Genomic DNA, 22728 nt, shown 5'->3' with positions numbered 1-22728 from the left:
GGAGTCCGCTCACGGCCCGGCCCGGGCAGTCCGCGTCAGACCTCGATGCCCTCGAAGAGCTCGGTCACGAGCGCCGCGACAGGCGACCGCTCGGAGCGGGTCAGTGTGACGTGCGCGAACAGCGGGTGACCCTTGAGCGCCTCGATGACCGCGGCGACGCCGTCGTGCCGACCGACCCGGAGGTTGTCCCGCTGGGCGACGTCGTGCGTCAGGACAACGCGCGAGCTCTCGCCGATCCGCGACAGCACGGTGAGGAGCACGTTGCGCTCGAGCGACTGCGCCTCGTCGACGATCACGAACGCGTCGTGGAGCGACCGACCCCGGATGTGGGTGAGCGGCAGGACCTCGAGGATGTCGCGGTCCATGATCTCCTCGACGACCTCCTTGCTGACGAGGGCTCCGAGCGTGTCGAAGACGGCCTGGGCCCACGGGTTCATCTTCTCGGCCTCGCTCCCGGGCAGGTAGCCGAGCTCCTGGCCGCCGACCGCGTACAGCGGGCGGAACACCATCACCTTGCGGTGCTGGCGACGCTCGAGGACGGCCTCGAGACCGGCGCACAGCGCGAGCGCCGACTTGCCCGTCCCAGCCCGGCCGCCGAGCGAGACGATGCCGATCTCCGGGTCGAGCAGGAGGTCGATCGCGATCCGCTGCTCGGCGCTGCGTCCGTGCAACCCGAACGCGTCCTGGTCGCCACGCACGAGCTGCACGTGCTTGTCGGGGGTCACCCGGCCCAGCGCCGAGCCGCGCGACGAGCGGACGACGAGGCCCGTGTGGCACGGGAGCGACCTGCCGCGCAGCGGGCCACCGGGAGCCACGTCGGCCCCGAGCGCGGGACCGTCCTCGCCCGTCTCGAGGTCGGCCAGCGCGAGCGACTCGTGCTCCCAGAGCATGGCCATCTGCTGCTCGGTGACCTCGAGCTCGTCCATCCCGGTCCAGCCCGAGTCGACCGCGAGCTCGGCGCGGTACTCCTCGGCCCGCAGTCCCACAGCCGAGGCCTTCACCCGCATCGGGAGGTCCTTCGACACGACGGTGACGTCCGCCCCGCCGGCCGCGAGGTTCGCCGCGACGGCGAGGATGCGGGTGTCGTTGTCGCCGAGGCGGAACCCCTCGGGCAACGCGCCCGGGTCGGTCCGACCGAGCTCGACGCGCAGGGAGCCGCCGTCGGTGCCGAGCGGGATCGGGGTGTCGAGACCGCCGTGGGCGATGCGCAGGTCGTCGAGCAGCCGCAGGGCCGACCGCGCGAAGTAGCCGAGCTCGGGGTGGTGACGCTTCGCCTCGAGCTCGGTAATGACGACGATCGGCAGGACGACGTCGTGCTCCGCGAACCGGAAGATCGCCTTCGGGTCCGAGAGGAGGACGGACGTGTCGAGGACGTGCGTCCTGCGACCTTCGAGCTCGGGCGCAGAGTCTGGGACTGCGAGCACCTTCGTGACCACGGCTAGCTCCCTCCGGCGCCTGCGCGCCGCACCGGCCGCCTCACGTCGCTGCCCCGTGGTGCTGAGGGACGATGCGGCGCGCGGCGACGAGATGAGGGCGGCCGGCCACGAGGGGCCGGGACCGACCCTCCTCCCGGAGCTGGTGCTCCATGGGCTGGCCTCCCCTGGACGGCGGGCGTGCCGTCCGTTGTCGAGGACGCTACGCGGCACTGGTGACACGACGGTCCCGACACGCACTTCGTCACACAGAGTTCACGCGCGTTCACCCGACGGACGCAGTCAGCGTCCGAGGCGTCGCTCCCGCGCGGCGTACGAGCGCACGGCCCGAAGGAAGTCGACCCGGCGGAAGTCCGGCCAGTACGCCTCGCAGAAGTAGAACTCGGAGTGCGCGCTCTGCCACAGCAGGAAGCCGCCCAGCCGCTGCTCGCCGGACGTGCGGATCACGAGGTCGGGGTCCGGCTGGCCCTTCGTGTAGAGGTGGTCGGCGATGTGCTCGACGTCGAACTCCTCGATCACGTCGTCGAGGCTCGTGCCGGCCTCGGCGTGCTCACGCAGCATCGAACGGACGGCGTCGGCGATCTCACGCCGACCTCCGTACCCGACGGCGACGTTCACGTGCAGGCCCTTGATGGTGCGCGTGCTCTCCTGGGCGGCGAGCAGGGCCGCCGCAGTCTCGGGCGGCAGCAGGTCGAGCGAGCCCACGACCTGCACGCACCAGCGGCGCGTGGCGGCGAGGTCGCGGACGGCATCCTCGATGATGGCGAGCAGCGACTCGAGCTCTTCGGGCGTGCGCGAGAGGTTGTCGGTCGAGAGCATCCACAGCGTGACGACCTCGACGCCGATCTCCTCGCTCCAGGTGAGCAGCTCCGAGATCTTGTCGGCGCCGCGGCGATGACCCGTCGCGGCCGACTCCCCCACGTTGCGCGCCCACCGCCGGTTGCCGTCGAGGATCACACCGACGTGGCGCGGCACCTGCGTCCGTGGCAACGACGCCGCGAGTCGGCGCTCGTAGAGCCCGTACAGCGGGTGGGGCAGACGCACGCTCGGGGCTCCTCTTCCAGGCTTCCGGACACCGGTCGCGTCCACGCTACCCGCCGTGGGCACAAGCTTTCTGCGAACCACGGGACCTCCTACCTACGCAGCCGTAACCTACGGCCGCGAAGGTTAGTCTTGACGCCAGTCATGCCCGGTCGGTGAGCACGCCGCGCACCCCGGTCGAGCCGTCGAGAAGGAGGACCTTCGTGGCACGGACCAGTCTCTCGCAGCACGCCGCTGCGGCCGCTGCCAACGTCAAGCCTCGCTTGCGCGGTTGGCTCCATGCCGGGATGTTCCCCCTCGCGGTCGCCGGGAGCATCGTCCTGGTCGCGCTCGCGCCCACCCAGAGCGCGCGCATCGCGAACACGGTCTTCGGCCTGACTGCCGCGATGCTGTTCGGGACCAGCGCCGTCTACCACCTCGGGACCTGGTCGCCGCGGGTCACGGGCGTGCTCCGCCGCCTCGACCACTCGAACATCTTCCTCATCATCGCCGGGACCTACACGCCGCTCGCGGTGCTCCTCCTGCCCGCGCACACCGCGACGGTCCTGCTGTGGACCGTGTGGATCGGCGCTGTCGTGGGTCTGCTCGCGCGCGTCCTCTGGCTCGGCGCACCTCGGTGGCTGTACACGCCGCTCTACGTGATCCTCGGGATGGCCGCCCTCGGCTACCTGCCGCAGTTCGCCCGCGCCGACGCCGGTGGCCCGGTCATCGTGTGGCTCATCGCCGGCTGCGGGGTCGCCTATGTGATCGGCGCGGTCGTGTACGCCACGAAGTGGCCGAACCCGAGCCCGCGCTGGTTCGGCTTCCACGAGGTCTTCCACTCGCTCACGGTCGTCGGGTACACGTGCACGTTCGTCGCCGTCGCGATCGCGACCGTCAGCTCGAGCTGACCGTCAGCTCGAGGTGACCGCCCGAGCCGGACGACGCCTGGCTCATGGCAGCGGAACGGTCGTGTAGCGACGGTTCCGGAGCGACGGGTTGAGCTCGCGCTCGCGAGCGATCCGCGCGGGGTCGAGATCGACGCTGCCGAGCTCAGGGTCTGCGCCGAGCTCGAGGTCGACGACACCGTCGGGACCCACGACGAGCGAGCGTCCCACCACACCGGGACCGGCCTGCCCGACGGCGACGACCGCACACGTGTTCTCGATCGCGCGCGCGACGGCGAGGGCTCGCCAGTGCAGCTCCTTGCGCTCCCCCGCAGCCCACGCCGCGGGCACCACGAGAACGTCGGCACCGGCGTCGACCACGCGCCGGGCCGACTCGGGGAAGCGCAGGTCGTAGCACGTCAGCACACCGAACCGGAGCCCGGCGACGTCGAGGACGAGCGGCGGGGCCTCGGGGGGGCCGGGTTCGAGCCGGTCCGACTCACGCGTCCCGAACGCGTCGTACAGGTGCACCTTGCGGTAGACGCCGACCAGCTCGCCGGCCGGGTCGACCGCGACGACGGCGTTGACGGCCCGACCCGCCGAGGCGCCCGGAAGCGTCGTCCCCGCGATCACCGCGACACCCGTGCGCGCTGCCTGCGCGCGCAGCATCTCGACGAACGAACCGGTCAGCGGCTCCGCGTGCTCCGGTCCGACCCCGTGGGGGTCGTAGGCCGACGTGTACTCGGGCAGCACGAGCAGGTCCGCGTGCTCGTGCGCGGCCACGGCGAACGCGTTGCCGACCGCGGCGCGGTTCGTGGCCCGGTCGGCGTGCACGCGCAGCTGGCCGAGGGTGACACGCACGGCGGTCCCCTGCGCGCCGACGTCGCTCACCTGCCCCCGGGCTCGGCGTCCGGCGCGGGTGGGACGACGCCCGGCTCGGCACCCGGCTCCGGGTCTGCCTCGGTGCCGGCCTCGGCGGCGCTCGCGTCCTGCTCCTCGAGCTGACGGGACCGCCGGTCGACGATGCGCAGGTGCCGCGTGAGAGACAGGAACAACCCGATGAGGGCGATCGCGAGGACGAACGTCACGACGAAGCCCGTGATCCCGGGAGAACCGAGGCTCGTCGCCACGGTCCCGGTCGGGGACGGTGTCGGGGTCGGGGTCACGGCGCGCACGAGCCCCGGCACGACGGCCAGCGCGGCGGAGACGGCGCTCATCGAACCACCTCGCGCAGCCCGGCGAACAGGTCGTCCTCAGGCAGCGTCGTGGGGACGCGCGACTCCGCGAGCTCGTACTCCTCGTGCGTCCAGACGTCGCGCTCGAGCTCCCGGGGCACCGCAAAGAAGAACCCGTGCGGGTCGATCTGCGTCGCGTGCGCACGCAGCGCCTCGTCGCGCGCGTCGAACCAGTCGGCGCACTCGACGTGCGTCGTGACCTCACGCTCCGGCATCTCGCGGGCCGCACGCGACTCGACCCACTCGCCGAACGGCGACTCGAGACCGCGCTCGAGCAGCGCCTCGTGCACGGCGCGGATGCGCGCCATCGAGAACCCGTGGTTGTAGTACAGCTTGAGCGGCGCCCAGGGCTCGCCCGCACCCGTATAGCGCGTCGGATCCCCCGCCGCGGCGAACGCCTCGACCGACACCCGGTGGGTCATGACGTGGTCCGGGTGCGGGTAGCCGCCCGTCGGGTCGTACGTCGTGACGACGTGCGGACGGAACTCCCGCACGACGGCCACGAGCGGCGCGGACGCCTCCTCGAGCGGGACGAGCGCGAAGCAGCCGTCGGGCAGCGGCGGGAGCGGGTCGCCCTCGGGCAGGCCCGAGTCCACGAAGCCGAGCCAGCGGTGCCGCACGCCGAGCGCACGCGCTGACGCGGCCATCTCCGCGCGACGGATCTCGCGCATCTGCTCGATCCCCCCGGTGACGGGCGGGTAGCTCGGGTTCAGCACGTCGCCGCGCTCGCCGCCGGTGCAGGTCACGACGAGGACGTCGACCCCCTCGGACACGTACCTCGCCATCGACGCGGCGCCCTTGCTCGCCTCGTCGTCCGGGTGCGCGTGCACCGCCAACAGCCGCAGCCGTTCTCCGGTCACGTCAGGCCTCCTGTGGATCGAGACCGGGCACATCAGCACCCGGCACGAGAGACAATGAAACCGCACGCCAGGGCCGGACACCGCATGCAACGCTCGATGCCTGACGCGTTGCCTGCCGCCCCGTCGAATCCGAAGGAGCCGTCCCGTGAGCCAGCCGAGCGTGATCCAGCCGCCCGCGGGCCGCTACGGACCCGATCGGTCGGAGCGCCGGCGCCCGGCCTGGCTCGTGCCCGCCGCGGTCGCCACGCTCCTCGCGGCGGTCGTGATCGCGTGGCTCGGGACGAGCGCCCTGCGTGATCCCGTCCAGTGGCAGGACGTCGGCTTCTCGATCGCCGGGCCGGAGCGCATCGACGTGACCTTCGAGGTGACCAAGGACCCAGCGGCGACCGTCCGGTGCGACGTCACGGCGCTGAGCAGGAGCTTCACGGAGGTGGGCATCGGGTCGGTCGAGCTCGGGCCGTCGGCAGATCGCGTGCAGCGCGTCACGGTCCAGGTCGCGACGGCTGAGCTTGCCGTCACCGGCACGGTCGACACGTGCGTCGTGGTCGGGAGCAGGTAGCTCCCCCACGGGACACCCGCGGGCACCGCGGGACGCCTCGGAAGAACGGGCGCCGCCAGATCGTTCTGTCCGTAGTGTCCCGGAACGTCCGGCAGCGAGGGCGGTTCCGCTCACGCGACGAGGTGCCTCTTGCTAGTCTTGTCGATTCAGCGCCGCCCCCGGCTCGGTGTGACCGCGAGGTCACCGGTCCGCGAGGGAACGGCGGCGTACCCGAGCACGGACCTCGCGTGAGCGTGTGCGCATCGGGAGATGCGTGCCGATTGATGTGAGCAAGGAAGGAGCGATCGTGAGCGAGACGACCCAGGTCACCTGGTTGACGCAGGAGGCCTTCGACAGGCTCAAGGACGAGCTGGCACGGCTCGAGGGCGAAGGACGCGCCGAGGTCACCGAGCGCATCGCCACGGCCCGCGACGAGGGCGACCTCAAGGAGAACGGCGGCTACCACGCCGCCCGCGAGGAGCAGGCCAAGCAGGAGGCACGCATCCGCGAGCTCAAGGTGAAGCTGCGCAACGTCCAGGTCGGCGTGCCGCTCGACGACGGCGTCGTGGAGCCCGGCATGGTCGTGACGGCCACGGTGGCCGGCGAGGAGCTCGTGTTCCTGCTCGGCTCGCGCGAGATCGCCGGCTCGGCGGACATCGACGTGTTCTCCCCGACGTCCCCGCTCGGTGCCGCGATCAACGGCTGCACGGTCGGCGACACCGTGTCGTACACGACCCCCACCGGCACCGAGATCACCGTGGTGATCTCCGGCGCGAAGCCGTTCATCGGCTGACCACGCCCGGTCCGACGCCGCAGCCCACGCACCGCAGCGCCCTGACGCCGTCTCCCGCCTGCCCGGCGCGAGGCGGCGTCAGTCGTCGTGGACGCCGGGTGGAGGGCCTCGTGGGCGCGGTCAGGCGTTCTGGACCCGGAACCCCGCAGCGCGCAGCTGCTCGAGCACCTGCGTGCAGTGCTCAGGGCCCTTGGTCTCGACCTGCACCTCGATCTCGACCTCGTCGATCGCGAGGTCGGTGCCCGTGCGCACGTGCTGCACGTGCGCGACGTTGCCGCCCGTGGCCGCGAGCGCCGCGAGCAGACCGGCGAGCGCGCCGGGGGCGTCGGTGATGACGACCCGCAGCTGGAGGTACCGCCCCGCGGACACGAGGCCGTGGCGCACGACGCGCAGGAGCACGAGCGGGTCGATGTTGCCGCCCGACAGGATCGCCACGACCGGGCCGGCGAAGGCACCCGGCGCGGCCATGAGCGCCGCGACACCGGCCGCCCCCGAGGGCTCGACGAGCAGCTTGGCGCGCTCGGCGACGAGGAGCAGCGCACGGGAGAGGTCCTCCTCGCCCACCGTCCGGATCTCGCAGCCGGTCTCGCGGATCACGTCGAAGGGCACCTGGCCGGGCATGCCGACGGCGATGCCGTCCGCCATCGTGTGCAGCTCGGTCGCGCGCACGGGGTGTCCCGCAGCGAGCGACTGCGGGTAGGCGGCGGCCCGGGCGGCCTGCACGCCGATGACCTTCACGTCCGGGCGGAGCTCGGCCACGGTGGCGGCGATGCCGGCCGCGAGACCGCCACCGCCGACCGGCACGAGGATCGTCGCGACGTCGGGCACCTGCTCGAGGACCTCGAGCGCGACGGTCCCCTGACCGGCGACCACGTCGCGATGGTCGTACGGGTGGATGAGGACGGCGCCGGTGCGCTCGGACTCGGCCAGTGCGGCGGTCAGGGCCTCGTCGACGCTCGTGCCGACGAGCCGCACCTCGGCGCCGTACTCGCGCGTCGCGGCGAGCTTGGGCAGCGCCGCATCGACCGGCATGTACACCACCGCGTCGATGCCGAGCAGCCGCGCGGCCAGCGCCACCCCTTGCGCGTGGTTGCCGGCACTCGCAGCGACGACGCCACGGGCACGCTCGGCCTGCGTCAGGCGCGCCATCCGCACGTACGCGCCGCGCACCTTGAAGGACCCGGCCCGCTGGAGGTTCTCGCACTTGAGCCAGACATCCACGCCGGCGATCTGGGACAGCGCGCGCGAGTCCTGGACGGGCGTGCGGGTCGCGACGCCCTCGAGCAGGACCGCGGCCGCCCGGACCTCCGTCAGCCAGCTCATGCGAGCTCCTCCTCAGCGATGGGGACCTGCCCGCGGATCCGTACGTGGTCGTGATCGCCGAGCGCGGGGAACTTGTCGTGGCCGTGCAGGTAGAGCACGACGGTGTTGAGGACCGCCGCCACCGGCACCGCGAACAGCGCGCCGACGACGCCGGCCACGAGCGAGCCCGTCGCCACGACGAGCAGGACCGCGACGGGGTGCATCGACACGGCGTGACCCATGAGGAACGGCTGCAGGACGTGGCCCTCGAGCTGCTGGACGACCAGCACGACGACGAGCATGAAGGCGGCCGCCGCGGGTCCCTGCGCGACGAGCGCGACGAGGATCGCGATCGAGCCGGTCAGGACCGCACCGACGATCGGGATGAACGACCCGACGAACACGATGATGCCGAGCGGGAGCGCGAGCGGGACGCGCAGGACCGCGGCACCGACGCCGATCCCGACGGCGTCGACGAACGCGACGAGGATCTGGGTGCGCGTGTACGCCCCGAGCGTGACGAGCGCGCGACGCCCCGCCTGGTGCACGGGCTCCCGGGCGCCCAGCGGGAGCAGCCCGACGACCCAGGCCCAGATCGCGCGACCGTCGAGCAGGAAGAAGAACGTGCAGAAGATCGCGATGAGCGTCCCCGCCGCGACGTGCCCGACGGTCGTGGTGACGGACAGCGCGCCCGACACGAGCCCGCCGCTGTCCTTGCTGATCGACGACCCGATCCGGCTCATGTAGTCGTCGACCTGCGTCGTCGACAGGTGCAGCGGTCCCTGCGCGAGCCAGGCGGTCACCTTGCCGATGCCCTCGCCCGCCTCCTGCCACAGCTCGGTGATCCCGCTCGCGATCGAGCTGCCCGCGAGCCCGATCAGCAGCCCGATCACGGCAAGCAGGGACAGCAGGGCCGCTCCCGACGCGGCCGCGCGCGGGAGGCGGGCGCGGCGCTGCAGCCACTGCACGAGCGGCGTGAGCACGATCGTGACGAGCAGGGCGATGGCCACGGGCACGATGACGGTCTTGAGCACCGCGAGCACCCAGAACAGCACGGCCAGCGCGGCGGCCAACAGCAGCAGCCGCCACGACCACGCCGCCGACACCCGGACGGGACGGGGGACGGCGGCGTTGACGTCGTCCGTCATGCGAGTGCGCGGGCGAGGTCGGCGATCAGGTCGGCGACGTCCTCGATGCCCACCGAGAGCCGGACGAGGTCGTCGGGCACCTCGAGCGCGGTGCCGGCGACGGAGCCGTGCGTCATCCGCGCGGGGTGCTCGATGAGCGACTCGACGCCGCCGAGCGACTCGGCCAGCGTGAAGACGCGGGTCGCTGCGCAGACGGCGAGCGCGCTGTCCACGCTGCCGGTCCGGAACGAGATCATGCCGCCGAACCCGCGCTGCTGGCGGGCGGCGAGCTCGTGGCCCGGGTGGGACTCGAGGCCCGGGTAGATCACCTGCGTCACGCGCGGGTGACCCGCGAGGAACTCCGCGACTGCTGCAGCGTTGGCGCAGTGGCGGTCCATGCGCACCGCGAGGGTCTTGAGGCCACGCAGGGTGAGCCACGCGTCGAACGGGCCGGCGACCGCCCCCGAGGAGTTCTGGTGGAACCGCACGGCGTCCGCGAGCGACGTCCCGCCCGTCGGCCCGTCGAGCCCGACCGGCAGCTGCGCGCCGTCCGCGACGACGAGTGCGCCGCCCACGACGTCGCTGTGCCCGCCGATGTACTTGGTCGTCGAGTGGACGACGACGTCGGCGCCGAGCGCGATCGGCTGCTGCAGGTAGGGCGTCGCGAAGGTGTTGTCGACCGCGAGGACGGCACCGGCCGACCGCGCGTGGGCCGCGATCGCGCCGATGTCGGCGATCGTGAGCATCGGGTTCGTGGGCGTCTCGACCCACACGAGCTTGGTCCGACCGGGCTGGATCGCGTCGAGCACGGCATCGGTGCTGGTGAGGTCGACCGGCGTGTGCTCGATCCCCCACGGCCCGAACACGCGTGCGATCAGCCGGTAGGTGCCGCCGTACGCGTCGTTGGGCACGACGACGTGGTCGCCGGGCCGCAGCGTCGCGCGCAGCAGCGTGTCCTCGGCCGCGAGGCCCGAGGCGAACGCGAACCCGGCGGCGCCCCCCTCGGCCGCGCGCAGCGCCTCCTCGAGCGCGGCGCGCGTCGGGTTGCCCGAGCGCGAGTACTCATACCCGCCGCGCAGCCCGCCGACGCCGTCCTGCTTGTAGGTCGACACCTGGTAGATGGGCGGGACGACCGCGCCCGTGCCGGCGTCCGGGTCCTGGCCGGCGTGGATCGCGCGCGTCGAGAACCCCGCCTCGGACCAGTCGTGGGAGCCGGGCAGATCAGGAGACGTAGTCACGTGCACAGGCTATGCGTCCGCCGGTCCGATGCGGGAACAGGGCGCACCTGGCGGCTGTTCCTCCTGCGTCGAGCAGGGACGCGTCCGGATCCGTCGGGCGTGCGCGTGCTCGTCGGAAGGTGGTGTCCCGTGGCGGGCTGGCTGTTCGGATCTGCGCTGAGGTCGACGATGGTGACACCCGAGCGTGCCCTGCGCGGTCGCGACGACTACGCGTACCCCGTCCCGACGACGCACGCCGTCCTCGGGACCGCGCTGCGCGGTCCGTGGCCCGAGGGCACGCAGGTGATCTACCTCGCGCTCGGGTGCTTCTGGGGCGCCGAGAAGGAGATGTGGCAGCTGCCCGGGGTCGTCACGACCGCGGTCGGCTACCAGGGCGGGCTCACGCCCTACCCGACGTATGACGAGACGTGCACGGGCATGACCGGGCACGCCGAGACGGTCCTCGTCGTCTACGACCCGACGGTGCTGCCCACGGCCGAGCTGCTGCGCACGTTCTGGACGCTGCACGACCCGACGCAGGGGTTCCGGCAGGGCAACGACGTGGGCACGCAGTACCGCTCCGCGATCTTCACGACGACGCCCGAGCAGGCCGAGGTCGCCGCGTCGACCCGTGCGCTCTACGCCCCTGAGCTCGCCCGCAACGGCTACGGCGAGATCACGACCGAGGTCCGCCCCGCGGCGGAGGCCGGCCCGTTCTACTACGCCGAGGAGTACCACCAGCAGTACCTGCACAAGGTCCCGAACGGGTACTGCCCGGTGCACTCGACGGGCGTGGCCTGCCCGGTCGCCTGAGGACGCGTTCGGCAGGATCACCGCCCCGCTGGGCGCGGAGCGCACGGACGACGCCCCGGTGGGTTGCGCGGCGAGCTCAACCGAGGGCGTCGAGGTACGCCCAGCGCCCGTGGTCGCGGACGAACCGGCTCACCTCGTGCTGGCTGTCGGCGCCGTCTCCCGAGCGGAAGTAGGCGCGGAACTCGACGGTGCCCGTCGTGTCGTCCGGGCCGCCGAGCGACCCACCGAGGACGTCGAGCCGGTACCAGCGCACGTCGTCGTCGAGCGTCAAGCTGACGGGCCGCGTGCTGGGGTGCCACGTCCGCAGCAGGTACGGCGCGTCGCCGACCGCGAAGGCGCTGTAGCGCGAGCGCATCAGGAGCTCGGCGGTCGCCGGGGCCGCATCGCCGCGGTGCAGCACCCCGCAGCACTCGTCGTAGGGCCGGCCGCTGAGGCAGGGGCAGCGAGTCGAGGACACGGGCACAGTATCGGCCCTAGCCTGGCGCGATGAGCCGACGCGACGAGCATCGGGCGGCGCTGCAGTCGCTCAGCCCAGGGGCGGTCCCGGGTTATCTGACGGCCCACTCGGGACTCCCGGGCCCGCGCGGCAACCTTGAGCTGCTCGACGCGTTCGGGGACGTGGGCGACGCGACCCTCGTGCGACGGCTCGCGACGGACCCGGACGAGTACCTGCGGTGCTGCGGCATCGTCGGCCTCGGCCGACTGCTCACGGAGGGTGCTGCCGAGCTCGCCGGCGAGCTGCGCGAGCATGCGTGCGATCCCTCGTGGCGGGCTCGTGAGGCGGTCGCGATCGCCTTGCAGCGCCTCGGCGACGCCGACCGGGCACGGCTGCGGGCGATCGTGGCCGACTGGGCCGCGGACGAGCGGCCGTTGGTCCGGCGGGCGGCGATCGCGGCGATCTGCGAGCCGCGCCTCCTGACGGACCCGACGACCGCGGCCGCAGCGCTCGACGCGTGCGCGACGGCGACGGCGGGTCTGCTGGCTGTGCCCGCGGACGAGCGTCGTCACGCCGACGTGCGGACGCTGCGGCAGGCCCTCGGCTACTGCTGGAGCGTCGCGGTCGCGGCGGAGCCGGCCAGGGGGCTCGCGGCGTTCGCGACGCTGCGCGGACAGACCGACCCCGACGTCGCATGGATCGTCCGGGAGAACCTGCGCAAGGCACGCCTGCGCCGGGTTCTCGACGCCGCCCCCGACGACGTGCTCGACGCCTGAGGTCGGAGCACTGCGGCTCAGCGCGCGGCGTCGAGCCCTGCGTCGATGAAGCTCAAGGTCGCCGTCGTCGTCTCGTCCAGGTCACGCCCGTGGTCGACGAGCTGCACGGCCGCGGAGATGGCCCCGAACACGAGCCCCGTGACCAGCGTCGTGTCGCGCACACCGAAGTCCTCGATCGCTGACCGGAGCGGGGCGACCAGCTCGTCGTGCAGCTCGCGGACGCGGGCCACGCACTCGGGCGGCAGGTCGGAGAGCGTGAGCTGGTGGAACGGCCCATGGTCGCGTGCGGCGAGGCGCAGCGCGTCGCACACGTACGCGTGGATCCGGGACCGGGGGTCGCCGGCCTGCTCGATGCCGGCTGCGAGCGCCGCGCTGGAGTCGGCGAACGTCGCCTCGACCGCGGCAGCCAGCAGCGCACCGGTCGACGGGAAGTACTGGTAGACGCTCGTGCGGGCCAGACCGGACCGGCCCGCGACTGCCGCAGGCGTGACCGCAGACGCGCCCGCGGACCCGAGCAGGTCGCGTGCGGCCGCGATGATGGCGTCGCGGCGCATGACGTGGTGCTCGGCCACGGTCGGTGCGTCGATGCGGGGCATGGGCCCATTGTCACGCACGTCCGGCCGACTGACCCGTTCTCGACAGTAGTGTCGGGATGTTACACGTCAGGCGTGTCGGGTCCCGCGCCGAGACTGCACGGATGGCTGGCTCCCATGCCCGCAGACCAGCCATCCGCGCAGTCTCGGCGGGACGTGGCGTCAGGGAGCGGGGGTGGGTCGAGTCTGCGGGCCGGGCGGTTCGCAGACCACGATCGGGATCTCGCGAGCGGTCTTCTCCTGGTAACGGGCATAGCCCGGGTTGTTCTTGACGACCGCAGCCCACAGGGCGTCCCGCTCTGGGTCGACCGCGATGCGCGCGAGCATCGGCACCGTGCGCCGTCCGCGCTGGACGAGCACCTCGGGGTGCGCGGTCAGGTTGAGGTACCACGCGGGATGGCCCGGTGCGCCACCGTCCGAGGCCACGAGCACGACCGACGACCCGACGGGTGTCGCGGCGAGCGGCACGGTGCGCGGCGCCCCGGTGCGGCGGCCCGTCGTCGTCAGCAGGACCTGCTCGAGGTGGCCGAAGCGCCCCAGGACGCGCCCGCCGGTCCACCGGTAGAGGCGTGCGTGGGCGTGGGTGGCGAGGTGCGTCAGGCGTCGGGCGAGTCCCATCCGAGCAACCTACGCCGGGGCAGATCCGCACGCGCACGCGAACGGCCGCGACGGGAGTCGTCGCGGCCGTTCGCGTGCGGTGAGGTGTCGAGGTCAGCCGACGCCGACGATGTCGACGACGAAGACCAGCGTGTCGCCGCCCTTGATGCCGGCGGCCGGGACCCCGCGGTCGCCGTAGCCCAGGTGCGGCGGGATCGACAGCAGAACGCGCGAGCCGATCTGCTGGCCGACGAGGCCCTCGTCCCACCCGCCGATGACCGCCCCGACACCGATCGGGAAGTTGATCGACGAACCGCGGTCGTAGGAGTTGTCGAACACCTGGCCGGCCCAGGTCTGGCCCAGGTAGTGCACGACGAGGTCGTCGCCGGCCTCGACGAGGTCGCCGTCGCCGCGGCTGAGCACGAGCACCTCGAGCTCGGCGGGCGCGCTCGCGTCCGGGAACGTCAGGGTGGGCTTCTCGCCGAACGAGCCGGTGGCCTCGGGGAGCTGTGCGGTCATGGGGTGTCTCCTCGGATCGTTGTCAGTACCGGACCATCCTGCCCGAGCCGGGTCACCGAGCGCGCCTCAGGGCATTGACCGCCGTTGGCTAATGGCATTAGCTTTGGGTCATGGACATCCTCGACCAGCTCCGAGACAGCCAGTTCCTCGCTCGGCCCGAAGGCCGTATCGCCTACGCCGTCGCAGGTGAGGGACCTCTCGTCGTCCTCGTCCCCGGCATGGGCGACCTCCGCTCGACCTGGCGCGAGCTCGTCGGCCCGCTCACCGGCGCGGGGTACCGCGTCGCTGCGCTCGACCTCCGCGGGCACGGCGACTCCGACACGACCTTCACCGAGCACGGCGACGTCGTCACGGCCCGCGACCTGCTCGCGCTGATCGAGAACCTCGGCGGCCCCGCCGTCGTCATCGGGAGCTCGATGGGCACGAGCGCCGCAGCATGGGCAGCCGCCGAGCGTGCGGACCTCGTCGCGGGCCTCGTCCTCGTGTCGCCCATGCTGCGCGAACCCGCCGCCGCGAGAAGGTTGCGCCCCCTCGTCCACCTGCTGTACCGCGTGCTCTTCGCCCGGCCCTGGGGTGCCGCGGTCTGGGCCACGTACTACCGCACGGTCCTGACCAAGGGCACGACCGCCCCGTGGCTCGACGAGCATGTGCGAGCCGTCCGTGCGAGCATGCGTCGACCCGGCCGGCTGCGGTCGTTCCGGGAGCTCACGCTCGCGCTCGACCACTCGGTCGTCGAGCCACGGCTCGGCGAGGTCCACGCGCCCGCCCTGGTCGTCGTCGGCGCGCTCGACCCGGACTACCCCGACCCCGCGGCCGAGCTCGAGTGGACCACGGCGGCTCTGGACGCCCAGGGGATGCTCCTGCCGGGCGTCGCGCACTACGCGCAGCACCAGGCGCCCGAGGTCGTCGTGCCGGCAACGCTCACGTTCCTCGCCGGACTCCCGCGCGCCGAGAGCTCCTGGGTCGCACCGGCGCCGCACGGTGCCTAGGGCCGGGCTGACGACCGACGCCGTCGTGGCCCTCGCGCTCGAGGTCGTCGACGCGGGCGGTCCGCGCGGCTTCGAGGGCCTGACCCTCGCCGCCGTCGCGGCCCGGGCCGGCGTGGCCGTGCCGAGCCTGTACAAGCACGTCGACGGGCTGTCCGCTCTCCGCATCGAGGTCGCGCGCGTCTGCGTCGACGACCTCACGACGGTGCTCACCGTCGCGCGACGCGGCCTCACCGGTGCCCCGGCGGTCCGTGCGATCATGCACGCCACGCGCGCGTTCGCCCACGCCCACCCGGGTCGCTACCAGGCCACGCAGGGGGCATGGGCGCAGGACCCGGCGGCGACGGCCGTCCAGGCTGCGGGCGCCCGGACCGTCGCCGTCATCGCCGACGCCATCACGACCCTCGGCGTCGACCCTGCCCGCACGATCGACGCGGTGCGCGCGTTCCGGTCGACCCTGCACGGGTTCGTCATGCTCGAGATGGACAGCGGCTTCGGGTTGCCCCACGACGTCGACGCCAGCTTCGCCTATGCGGTCGAGCTGCTCGTCACGGCACTGCCCGCTCGGCTCACCCCGTGATCGCGACCCGCGGCGCGAGCCAGGCCAGCTGACGGACGAACTGGTAGCCCTGGCCGCCCTCGTGCTGGTTGAACGGGTAGACCTCGATCTCCTTGTCCGTGACGCCTGCGAGCGCGCCGTACCAGTTGAACGCCGCGAAGACCGTCGAGGGCGGGCAGGTGGTGTCCATGAGTGCGGTCGAGAACAGCGCCGGAGCGGTCGCGCGCCGGGCGAAGTGCACGCCGTCGAGGTAGGAGAGCGTGCGGAAGACCTGCTCCTCGCTCCCCCGGTGCACCGACAGGTAGGTGGTGAGCTCGCCGTACGGGAACGAGTCGGTGATCTCGACGGCGCGCCGGTAGTGGCACAGGAACGGCACGTCGGGCATGACCGCGACGAGCCCGTCGACCAGCCCGCCGACCGCGAGCGCGAGGCCGCCGCCCTGGCTGCCCCCGGTGACGGTGACCCGCGAGGCGTCGACGCCCGGCAGGGACCGCACGGCGTCGACCGCACGCACGCCGTCGGTGATGACCCGCCGGTAGTAGTGGTCCGCCGGGTCCTCGATGCCACGCGTCATGTAGCCGGGTGACGCCGGACCGGTGCCGACGGGGTCCGAGGTATGACCGCCGGTCCCCCAGCCGGAGCCCTGGCCGCGCGTGTCCATGAGCAGGTGCACGTACCCGGCGGACGCCCAGCCGAGGTGCTCGTGCGCGAACCCGCGCCCACCGCCGTACCCGATGAACTCCACGACCGCCGGCAACGGCTCGGTCGCGCCCGCGGGTCGGGTCAGCCAGGCATGGATCGGGTGCCCCCCGAAGCCCGCGAACGTCAGGTCGGCCGTCTCGATGAGCGTCAGACCCTCGTCGACCGGGACGACCGACACGTCGAGGTCGTACGTGCGGGCCTGGGCCAGGGTCGCGTCCCAGAACGCGTCGAGGTCGGCCGGCTCGTCGAGCTCGGGTCGGTAGGTGGTGAGCTCGGCGAGGGGCAGGTCGAACAGGGCCATCGTGATCCTTCTCGGTGCGGGGTGGGTGGGTGCAGCGCAAGCTCAGCGGGCCAGGAAGCCCAGGAGGTCGTGCCGGGTGAGGACGCCGACGGGGTGGCCGTCGTCGACCACCATGAGCGCGTCGGCCTCGTGCAGCGCGGCACGGGCCGCCTCGACGCTCTCGCCCGAGCCGATGAGCGGCAGCGGCGGAGACATGTGCCGGTCGACGCGGTCCGCGAGTGCCGCAGCCCCCGAGAACACCGCGTCGAGCAGGACGCGCTCGCTCACCGAACCGGCGACCTCCCCGATCATGACGGGCGGCTCGGCGACGACGACCGGCATCTGGGAGACGCCGTACTCGCGCAGGATCTCGATCGCGTCGCGGACCGACTCGTTCGGGTGCGTGTGCACGAGCGTCGGGAGCTCGCCGCTCTTGCCGCGCAGCACGTCGGCGACCGACGCGCCCTCCTCGGCCGCCAGGAAGCCGTACGAGCGCATCCAGGAGTCGTTGAAGATCTTCGACAGGTAGCCGCGACCGCCGTCGGGCAGCAGGACCACGATCACGGCCTGCTCGGCGGCGACGGGGTCCTCGTCCTCGAGCCGCTGCGCGAGCCGGAGCGCCGCGACGACCGCCATGCCGCACGAGCCACCGACGAGCAGCCCCTCCTCGCGCGCGAGCCGCCGGGTCATCGCGAACGAGTCGGCGTCGGAGACAGCAAGGATCTCGTCGGGCACGGACGGGTCGTACGCCGCGGGCCAGAAGTCCTCCCCGACTCCCTCGACGAGGTACGGACGGCCGTCGCCGCCCGAGTACACCGAGCCGGCCGGGTCCGCGCCGACGACGACGACGCGCCCGCCGCGCTCCACCGGGCGGCCGGCGGACGCGTCCTGCAGGAACCGTCCCGTCCCCGTGATGGTGCCGCCCGTGCCGACGCCCGCGACGAGGTGCGTGACGAGCCCGTCGGTGTCGGCCCAGATCTCCGGACCCGTCGTCTCGTAGTGGCTCGCGGGGCCGTTCGGGTTCGCGTACTGGTTCGGCTTCCAGGCCCCCTCGATCTCGCGCGCGAGCCGGTCCGAGACCGCGTAGTACGAGTCCGGGTGGTCCGGCGGGACAGCCGTCGGGGTGACCACGACCTCGGCGCCGTACGCGCGCAGCACGTCGCGCTTGTCCTGGGACACCTTGTCGGGGCAGACGAACACGCAGCGGTAGCCCTTGCGCTGCGCGACGAGCGCGAGCCCGACGCCGGTGTTGCCGCTCGTCGGCTCGACGATCGTGCCGCCGGGGCGCAGCTCACCGCTCGCCTCGGCCGCCTCGATCATCTTGAGCGCGATGCGGTCCTTGATCGAGCCGCCCGGATTGAGGTACTCGACCTTGGCGAGGATCGTCGCCGACAGCCCGGCGGTGACCGACGAGAGCCTGACGAGCGGCGTGTTCCCGACGAGGTCCGAGATGTGCTGCGCGTACTTCACGATGCGGGTGCTCCCAGGCGACGACGGCGGACGGGTACGGGTGGGCGCGCCGACGTGTCCCGACGCACGACCGCCCGGGTGCGATCATCGCACCCGGGCGGTCGGCACCGCGGGACCGTCGACCCTGCGGGGCCGACGGTCGAGCGTCAGTTCCTGCCGCTGAACATCGCCGCGAGCCGCAGCAGCTCGAGGTAGAGCCACACGAGGGTCACGATGAGGCCGAACGCCGCCGACCACGCGAACTTGGCCGGCACGCCCTGCTCGACGCCACGCTTGATCGAGTCGAAGTCGACGATGAGCGAGGCGGCGGCGAGCCCGACCGCGACGAGCCCGACGACGACCCCGAGCGTGCCCCCGCGCAACGGCCCGAAGGCGCTCGAGCTCGGCAGCGCGAACGACAGGACGAGGTTGAGCAGCGAGAACGCCAGGTAGCCGCCCATGCCGATGAGCAGGAACTTCGTGAACTTCGGCGTCACGCGCACGCGGCCCGAGCGGAACAGGAAGAGCGCGACGCCGAAGACCGAGAAGGTCGCGAGGACTGCCTGCGGGACGACGCCGGGGCGGAACGCCTGGGCGTAGAACGCGCTGATGCCACCGAGGAACACCCCCTCCGCGACCACGTACGCCGTGATCAGCGCGGGGCTCGGGCTCTTCTTGAACGCGTTGACCATCCCGAGGACGAGCCCGACGAGAGCCCCCACGATCCACAGTCCCGGCGCGAGCTGCCACGTCGCCGCGGCGACGACCACGAGCAGCGCGAGCAGGCCACCGGTCTTGACGATGACGTCGTCGTACGTGAGCCGGCCCGTGTCGCGGGTCGTGGCCGTCGGGCCGCCGTACATCTGCTCGAGCGTCATGGCGTCGATGGTGGGCGCACCGGAGGTGCCCGCCTGCGGGTAGCCGCGCAGCACGGTGGTCGTGGGACCAGCGCCCTGCGTGCGGCGCTGCTTGCGCGGGTCGCCGAAGATCGCGCTGTTGTCGAAGACTGGGTTGCTCATGGGTGCTCCTGTCGGGGCGATCGGGGACGGTCCCGGCACCGTCGTCGACGGCTTGCCTCACCCAGGCCAACGTGGCCGACGCGGGGATCGTTCCCGGTGGTGCCCGCGAACGACGAAGACCAGGGGTCTCTCAGGGTCCGACTCGGGGTCCGAGCCGGGGTCGTCGTCCTTGCGGCGTATGCGGGCAGCTCGCACAGATCCACCTGTGGGGCGTTCCCGACGTCACAGCCGGGGCCTAGGTTCGTTCCTGTCCACCCCGCCCACCTGAGGACCGCACCATGATCGAGGCCACCAACCTCACCAAGAAGTACGGGCAGAAGGTCGCCGTCGACGGCATCTCCTTCACCGTGCAGCCAGGCAAGGTCACGGGCTTCCTGGGCCCCAACGGCGCAGGAAAGTCCACCACGATGCGCATGATCGTCGGGCTCGACCGCCCGACGCACGGCCACGTCACCGTCAACGGCCGCCCGTACGCCCAGCACCGATCGCCCCTCACCGAGGTCGGCGCGCTGCTCGAGGCCAAGGCGGTCCACACGGGGCGTTCGGCGTCCAACCACCTGCGAGCCGTCGCGGCCACGCACGGCATCGGCCAGAAGCGGGTCGACGAGGTCATCGAGATGACCGGCCTGCAGACGGTCTCCCGCAAGCGCGTCGGCGGCTTCTCGCTCGGCATGGGCCAGCGGCTCGGCATCGCGGTCGCGCTGCTCGGCGACCCGCGCACCCTGATCCTCGACGAGCCGGTCAACGGTCTCGACCCCGAGGGGGTGCTCTGGGTCCGCACGCTCGTGCGGTACCTCGCGTCCGAGGGCCGCACGGTCTTCATCTCGTCGCACCTCATGAGCGAGATGGCGCTCACGGCCGACAACGTCATCGTCATCGGTCGCGGTCGCATCATCGCGGACGCCTCGGTCATCGACATCGTGGCCCGGTCCACCGGCACGACCGTCCTGGTGCGCAGCCCGCAGGCGACCCAGCTCGTCGAGCTCATGCGCGGTCCGGCGGTCACCGTCACGTCGAGCGAGCCCGGTCTGATCGAGATCACCGGCTCGACCGCACAGGCCATCGGCGAGGCCGCAGCGGCCGCGCGGATCGTGCTGCACGAGCTCACGCCGGTCAAGGGTTCGCTCGAGGACGCGTACATGTCCCTCACGGCGGACTCGATCGAGTACCACTCCACGTCCGCCGCCGAGCACCCGTTGGCCGCGGCCGGCACCGTCCCCCAGGAGCAGGCACGATGAGCACCCTGACCACCGCCAAGGCGGGCCCGACGACCCACACGGGCGCGAGCCCCTACCACGTGACCTTCCCGAACGTGCTGCGCTCGGAGTGGATCAAGTTCTGGACGCTGCGCTCGACGATCTGGACGATCGGCTCGACGGTCGTCGTCATGGCCGGCATCAGCTTCATGGCGGTCTTCTTCACCGCTCAGGAAGCGTCACGCGGCGGGACACCCCGGGAGTCTGCGGCGCAGATGCAGGCCATCCTGCACGACCCGTCGATCGTGCTCGCTGGGACCGGTATGGCGCAGCTCGCCATCGCCGTCCTCGGGGTGCTCGTCATCACCGGCGAGTACTCGACCGGCATGATCCGCTCGACCCTGACCGCGGTGCCGAAGCGCCTGCCCGCACTGTGGGCCAAGGCCATCGTCCTCACCGCGGTCACGGCCGTCACGGCGGTCGTCTCGGTCGCGGTCTCGTGGGCTGTCACGTGGCCCACGCTCCATGCGCAAGGCGCGGCGATCAACCTGAGCGACTCCGAGACCCAGCGGATCCTCCTGGGCGGCGTGCTCTACCTGGTCGCGATCGCACTCCTCGCGTTCGCGATCGGCGCGCTGCTGCGCCACTCGGCCGCGGCCCTCGCGACCGTCCTCGGCCTCCTCCTCGTCGTCGAGAACGTGTTCCGGTTGATCCCCGCGACCTTCTTCCGGAACGTCAGCCCGTTCCTGCCGTCGACCGCGGGCCAGCAGCTCACCCAGACCCAGTCGTCGATCGACGTGGCCCGTGCCGCCGCCAAGGCAAGCGGCAGCACCGCGGCGATCCTCGATCCCTGGCAGGGCTACGGCGTGATGATCCTGTGGGTCGTCGTGCTGCTGGCCGTGGCCGCCGTGCTGCTGCGTCGGAGGGACGCCTGAGCGACACGGCGACACCGCGAGCGCCGGATCGGGCCAGCCCCGGTCCGGCGCTCGTCGCCGTGCGTGCGCTGCCCGCCGCACCCACGACGTTCAGCGAGCAGGACGCTCGCCGGCTCGGCCCGCTGCGGCTGTGGCTGTGGCGCCACCCCGTCGCGATGGACTGGATCGTCGCGATGCTGTTCGGCCTGCCGGCGCTCGTCGGGACGGTCGTCGCGCGACCTCAGCACCTCCAGTTCATCCCGCTCGTCGTGGGGACGACGGCGGCGCTGCTGGCGCGACGCCGGGCGCCGGTGGTCGTGCTGGCCGCGGTCACGGCGCTCGACGTCGGCGCGGTGGCGCTCGCGGCTACCGGGAGCGGGTTCGACTTCGCGATCGCGTGCGCCGTGTACGCGGTCGCGGCGAACCGCCCGGCGCGCGTCGCGTGGACCGGACTGGTCGCTGCGATGGCGGTCCCGATGGCCGCCATCCTGCTGCGTCCGGACGTCGCGAACCGGACCGAGGAGCTCACGAGCCTGGCCTTCCTCGTCCTGGTGGCGTTCGCGATCGGCATGAACATCCGCAGCCGACGCGCCCACGTCGCCCAGCTGGTCGAACGCGCCAATGCGCTCGCGCGCGAGACCGAGCAGCGCGCGCAGCTCGCCACGGCGGAGGAGCGCGCGCGGATCGCCCGCGAGATGCACGACGTCGTCGCGCACAGCCTCTCCGTCATGATCGCGCTGGCCGACGGCGCCGCCGCGGCGATCGACCGGTCCCCGGACTCCGCGCGCGCGGCGGTCGACCAGGTCGGGGACACCGGCCGGGCCGCCCTGGCCGACATGCGGCGCGTGCTCGGCGTGCTGCGGGACGGCGATGCGACGTTCTCGCCACCGCCGGGCGGCACGGACCTCGACCACCTCGTGCAGTCGTTCCGCGCCGCGGGCCTGCCGGTCACCCTCACCGTGTCAGGCGCGTCGCTCCCGGCGGACGTCGGCCTGCAGCTCAGCGTGTACCGCATCGTCCAGGAGTCGTTGACGAACGCGTTGCGGCACTCGAGCCGGTCGGGACCCGTCACGGTCGAGGTCGCGCGCGAGCCTGGCGGCGTCCGCATCGTCGTCGCCTCACCGCTCGCCGTGCCCGACAGTCGGCAGATTCCTCCGGGCGGACGCGGCATCATCGGCATGCGCGAGCGCGCCGCCATCTACGGTGGCTCGGTGGACGCCGGGCCGTCCGCGGCGAGCTGGCGGGTCCGGGCCGACCTGCACTGGGACGAGGAGGACGCGTGAACGAGGTGGCTGCGGTGCGCACGCGCGTGCTGCTCGTCGACGACCAGCCGCTGCTCCGCATGGGGTTCCGCCTCGTCCTGGAGGCGGAGGACGATCTCGAGGTGGTCGGCGAGGCGGCCGACGGTGCCGAGGGTGTGCGCCTCGCGGCCGAGCTCGCGCCCGACGTCGTCCTCATGGACGTCCGGATGCCCGGC

Annotated in this window: 26 protein-coding genes; 11 read left to right on the top strand and 15 right to left on the bottom strand. The window is 72.7% G+C overall.

The genetic code is table 11. The features are described 5' to 3' along the window. Window positions 1-35: 35 nt before the first annotated feature. Window positions 36-1436 (bottom strand): PhoH family protein, encoded by a 1401-nt coding sequence (locus VFW79_RS04600; protein WP_414647868.1) that lies wholly within the window; start codon window positions 1434-1436, stop codon window positions 36-38. 279 nt (window positions 1437-1715) lie between these two features. Next, on the bottom strand, window positions 1716-2477 hold the full coding sequence (locus VFW79_RS04595; protein ID WP_329676137.1) for an isoprenyl transferase: 762 nt from the start codon (window positions 2475-2477) through the stop codon (window positions 1716-1718). A gap of 200 nt (window positions 2478-2677) precedes the next feature. On the opposite strand from VFW79_RS04595, the gene trhA reads away from it, so the two are divergent. Further along, on the top strand, window positions 2678-3364 hold the full coding sequence (gene trhA / locus VFW79_RS04590) for a PAQR family membrane homeostasis protein TrhA (RefSeq protein ID WP_329676136.1): 687 nt from the start codon (window positions 2678-2680) through the stop codon (window positions 3362-3364). A 42-nt stretch (window positions 3365-3406) separates the two neighbouring features. Here trhA and VFW79_RS04585 read toward each other — a convergent pair whose 3' ends face one another. Genes VFW79_RS04585 through mca form a run of 3 tightly spaced genes read right to left on the bottom strand, consistent with a single transcriptional unit; the run spans window position 3407 to window position 5435 of the window. Then, window positions 3407-4201: a carbon-nitrogen hydrolase family protein gene (locus VFW79_RS04585; protein ID WP_329676135.1), complete on the bottom strand. Its 795-nt coding sequence runs from the start codon at window positions 4199-4201 to the stop codon at window positions 3407-3409. A gap of 26 nt (window positions 4202-4227) precedes the next feature. After that, entirely contained in the window at window positions 4228-4557 is a 330-nt protein-coding gene (locus VFW79_RS04580) for a hypothetical protein (RefSeq protein ID WP_329676134.1), read from the bottom strand. Further along, entirely contained in the window at window positions 4554-5435 is an 882-nt protein-coding gene (mca, locus tag VFW79_RS04575) for a mycothiol conjugate amidase Mca (RefSeq protein WP_329676133.1), read from the bottom strand. The genes VFW79_RS04580 and mca overlap by 4 nt, the downstream gene beginning before the upstream one ends. A 145-nt stretch (window positions 5436-5580) precedes the next feature. On the opposite strand from mca, the gene VFW79_RS04570 reads away from it, so the two are divergent. Beyond that, entirely contained in the window at window positions 5581-5994 is a 414-nt protein-coding gene (locus VFW79_RS04570) for a DUF4307 domain-containing protein (RefSeq protein ID WP_329676132.1), read from the top strand. Between the two features lie 286 nt (window positions 5995-6280). Beyond that, on the top strand, window positions 6281-6766 hold the full coding sequence (greA, locus tag VFW79_RS04565) for a transcription elongation factor GreA (protein WP_329676131.1): 486 nt from the start codon (window positions 6281-6283) through the stop codon (window positions 6764-6766). A gap of 120 nt (window positions 6767-6886) precedes the next feature. Here greA and ilvA read toward each other — a convergent pair whose 3' ends face one another. Genes ilvA through VFW79_RS04550 form a run of 3 tightly spaced genes read right to left on the bottom strand, consistent with a single transcriptional unit; the run spans window position 6887 to window position 10433 of the window. Further along, a complete protein-coding gene (gene ilvA, locus VFW79_RS04560) occupies window positions 6887-8089 on the bottom strand; it encodes a threonine ammonia-lyase (protein ID WP_329676130.1) in 1203 nt (400 codons plus the stop codon). Further along, window positions 8086-9216, bottom strand: coding sequence for an AI-2E family transporter (locus VFW79_RS04555; protein WP_329676129.1), 1131 nt, complete (start codon window positions 9214-9216; stop codon window positions 8086-8088). Before VFW79_RS04555 ends, ilvA begins: the two co-directional genes overlap by 4 nt. Continuing rightward, the gene (locus VFW79_RS04550; RefSeq protein WP_329676128.1) at window positions 9213-10433 is read right to left on the bottom strand and encodes a cystathionine gamma-synthase; all 1221 of its coding nucleotides are present in this window, start codon (window positions 10431-10433) and stop codon (window positions 9213-9215) included. The genes VFW79_RS04555 and VFW79_RS04550 overlap by 4 nt, the downstream gene beginning before the upstream one ends. A gap of 168 nt (window positions 10434-10601) precedes the next feature. On the opposite strand from VFW79_RS04550, the gene msrA reads away from it, so the two are divergent. Continuing rightward, entirely contained in the window at window positions 10602-11225 is a 624-nt protein-coding gene (gene msrA, locus VFW79_RS04545) for a peptide-methionine (S)-S-oxide reductase MsrA (protein WP_329676178.1), read from the top strand. A 76-nt stretch (window positions 11226-11301) separates the two neighbouring features. Here msrA and VFW79_RS04540 read toward each other — a convergent pair whose 3' ends face one another. Continuing rightward, the gene (locus tag VFW79_RS04540) at window positions 11302-11682 is read right to left on the bottom strand and encodes a YchJ family protein (protein ID WP_329676127.1); all 381 of its coding nucleotides are present in this window, start codon (window positions 11680-11682) and stop codon (window positions 11302-11304) included. A 29-nt stretch (window positions 11683-11711) separates the two neighbouring features. Between VFW79_RS04540 and VFW79_RS04535 the strand changes: the two genes are divergently transcribed. Further along, entirely contained in the window at window positions 11712-12437 is a 726-nt protein-coding gene (locus VFW79_RS04535; protein WP_329676126.1) for a HEAT repeat domain-containing protein, read from the top strand. Window positions 12438-12454: 17 nt separating this feature from the next. Here the strand turns inward: VFW79_RS04535 and VFW79_RS04530 are convergent, their stop codons facing one another. The 3 genes from VFW79_RS04530 to VFW79_RS04520 all read right to left on the bottom strand — a co-directional run bounded on the left by VFW79_RS04530 (window position 12455) and on the right by VFW79_RS04520 (window position 14146). Continuing rightward, window positions 12455-13033 carry a TetR/AcrR family transcriptional regulator gene (locus VFW79_RS04530; RefSeq protein WP_329676125.1) on the bottom strand — a complete coding sequence of 193 codons (579 nt, stop codon included), beginning with the start codon at window positions 13031-13033 and terminating at the stop codon, window positions 12455-12457. Between the two features lie 159 nt (window positions 13034-13192). After that, complete coding sequence (locus tag VFW79_RS04525) at window positions 13193-13648, bottom strand: nitroreductase family deazaflavin-dependent oxidoreductase (protein WP_329676124.1); 456 nt, start codon at window positions 13646-13648, stop codon at window positions 13193-13195. A 93-nt stretch (window positions 13649-13741) separates the two neighbouring features. Beyond that, on the bottom strand, window positions 13742-14146 hold the full coding sequence (locus tag VFW79_RS04520; protein ID WP_329676123.1) for an FKBP-type peptidyl-prolyl cis-trans isomerase: 405 nt from the start codon (window positions 14144-14146) through the stop codon (window positions 13742-13744). 110 nt (window positions 14147-14256) lie between these two features. Between VFW79_RS04520 and VFW79_RS04515 the strand changes: the two genes are divergently transcribed. Beyond that, on the top strand, window positions 14257-15135 hold the full coding sequence (locus VFW79_RS04515; protein WP_329676122.1) for an alpha/beta hydrolase: 879 nt from the start codon (window positions 14257-14259) through the stop codon (window positions 15133-15135). Between the two features lie 25 nt (window positions 15136-15160). Beyond that, complete coding sequence (locus VFW79_RS04510; RefSeq protein WP_329676121.1) at window positions 15161-15712, top strand: TetR-like C-terminal domain-containing protein; 552 nt, start codon at window positions 15161-15163, stop codon at window positions 15710-15712. Here the strand turns inward: VFW79_RS04510 and VFW79_RS04505 are convergent. From VFW79_RS04505 to VFW79_RS04495, 3 genes are all read right to left on the bottom strand, one after another. Beyond that, window positions 15702-16694: an acetylxylan esterase gene (locus tag VFW79_RS04505; RefSeq protein WP_329676120.1), complete on the bottom strand. Its 993-nt coding sequence runs from the start codon at window positions 16692-16694 to the stop codon at window positions 15702-15704. The two genes, VFW79_RS04510 and VFW79_RS04505, sit on opposite strands and share 11 nt — an antisense overlap. A gap of 42 nt (window positions 16695-16736) precedes the next feature. After that, window positions 16737-18143, bottom strand: a complete 1407-nt coding sequence (locus tag VFW79_RS04500) for a cystathionine beta-synthase (RefSeq protein ID WP_329676119.1) — start codon at window positions 18141-18143, stop codon at window positions 16737-16739. Between the two features lie 146 nt (window positions 18144-18289). Beyond that, window positions 18290-19141 carry a Bax inhibitor-1/YccA family protein gene (locus VFW79_RS04495; protein WP_329676118.1) on the bottom strand — a complete coding sequence of 284 codons (852 nt, stop codon included), beginning with the start codon at window positions 19139-19141 and terminating at the stop codon, window positions 18290-18292. 278 nt (window positions 19142-19419) lie between these two features. Between VFW79_RS04495 and VFW79_RS04490 the strand changes: the two genes are divergently transcribed. The 4 genes from VFW79_RS04490 to VFW79_RS04475 form a co-directional block, all read left to right on the top strand. Continuing rightward, the gene (locus tag VFW79_RS04490) at window positions 19420-20379 is read left to right on the top strand and encodes an ABC transporter ATP-binding protein (protein WP_329676117.1); all 960 of its coding nucleotides are present in this window, start codon (window positions 19420-19422) and stop codon (window positions 20377-20379) included. Then, window positions 20376-21272, top strand: coding sequence for an ABC transporter permease subunit (locus tag VFW79_RS04485; RefSeq protein WP_329676116.1), 897 nt, complete (start codon window positions 20376-20378; stop codon window positions 21270-21272). The genes VFW79_RS04490 and VFW79_RS04485 overlap by 4 nt, the downstream gene beginning before the upstream one ends. Window positions 21273-21331: 59 nt before the next feature. Further along, a complete protein-coding gene (locus VFW79_RS04480) occupies window positions 21332-22534 on the top strand; it encodes a sensor histidine kinase (protein WP_329676115.1) in 1203 nt (400 codons plus the stop codon). 5 nt (window positions 22535-22539) lie between these two features. Beyond that, window positions 22540-22728: response regulator transcription factor (locus VFW79_RS04475; RefSeq protein ID WP_329676177.1), on the top strand; the 189-nt coding region annotated here is incomplete at its 3' end.

The sequence above is a fragment of the Cellulomonas sp. genome (genome assembly GCF_036279715.1).
In the GTDB taxonomy this organism is placed as follows: Bacteria; Actinomycetota; Actinomycetes; order Actinomycetales; family Cellulomonadaceae; genus Cellulomonas_A.
The sequence above is the reverse complement of the archived record's forward strand: the minus strand, read 5'-3'. Positions and strand labels throughout refer to the sequence as shown.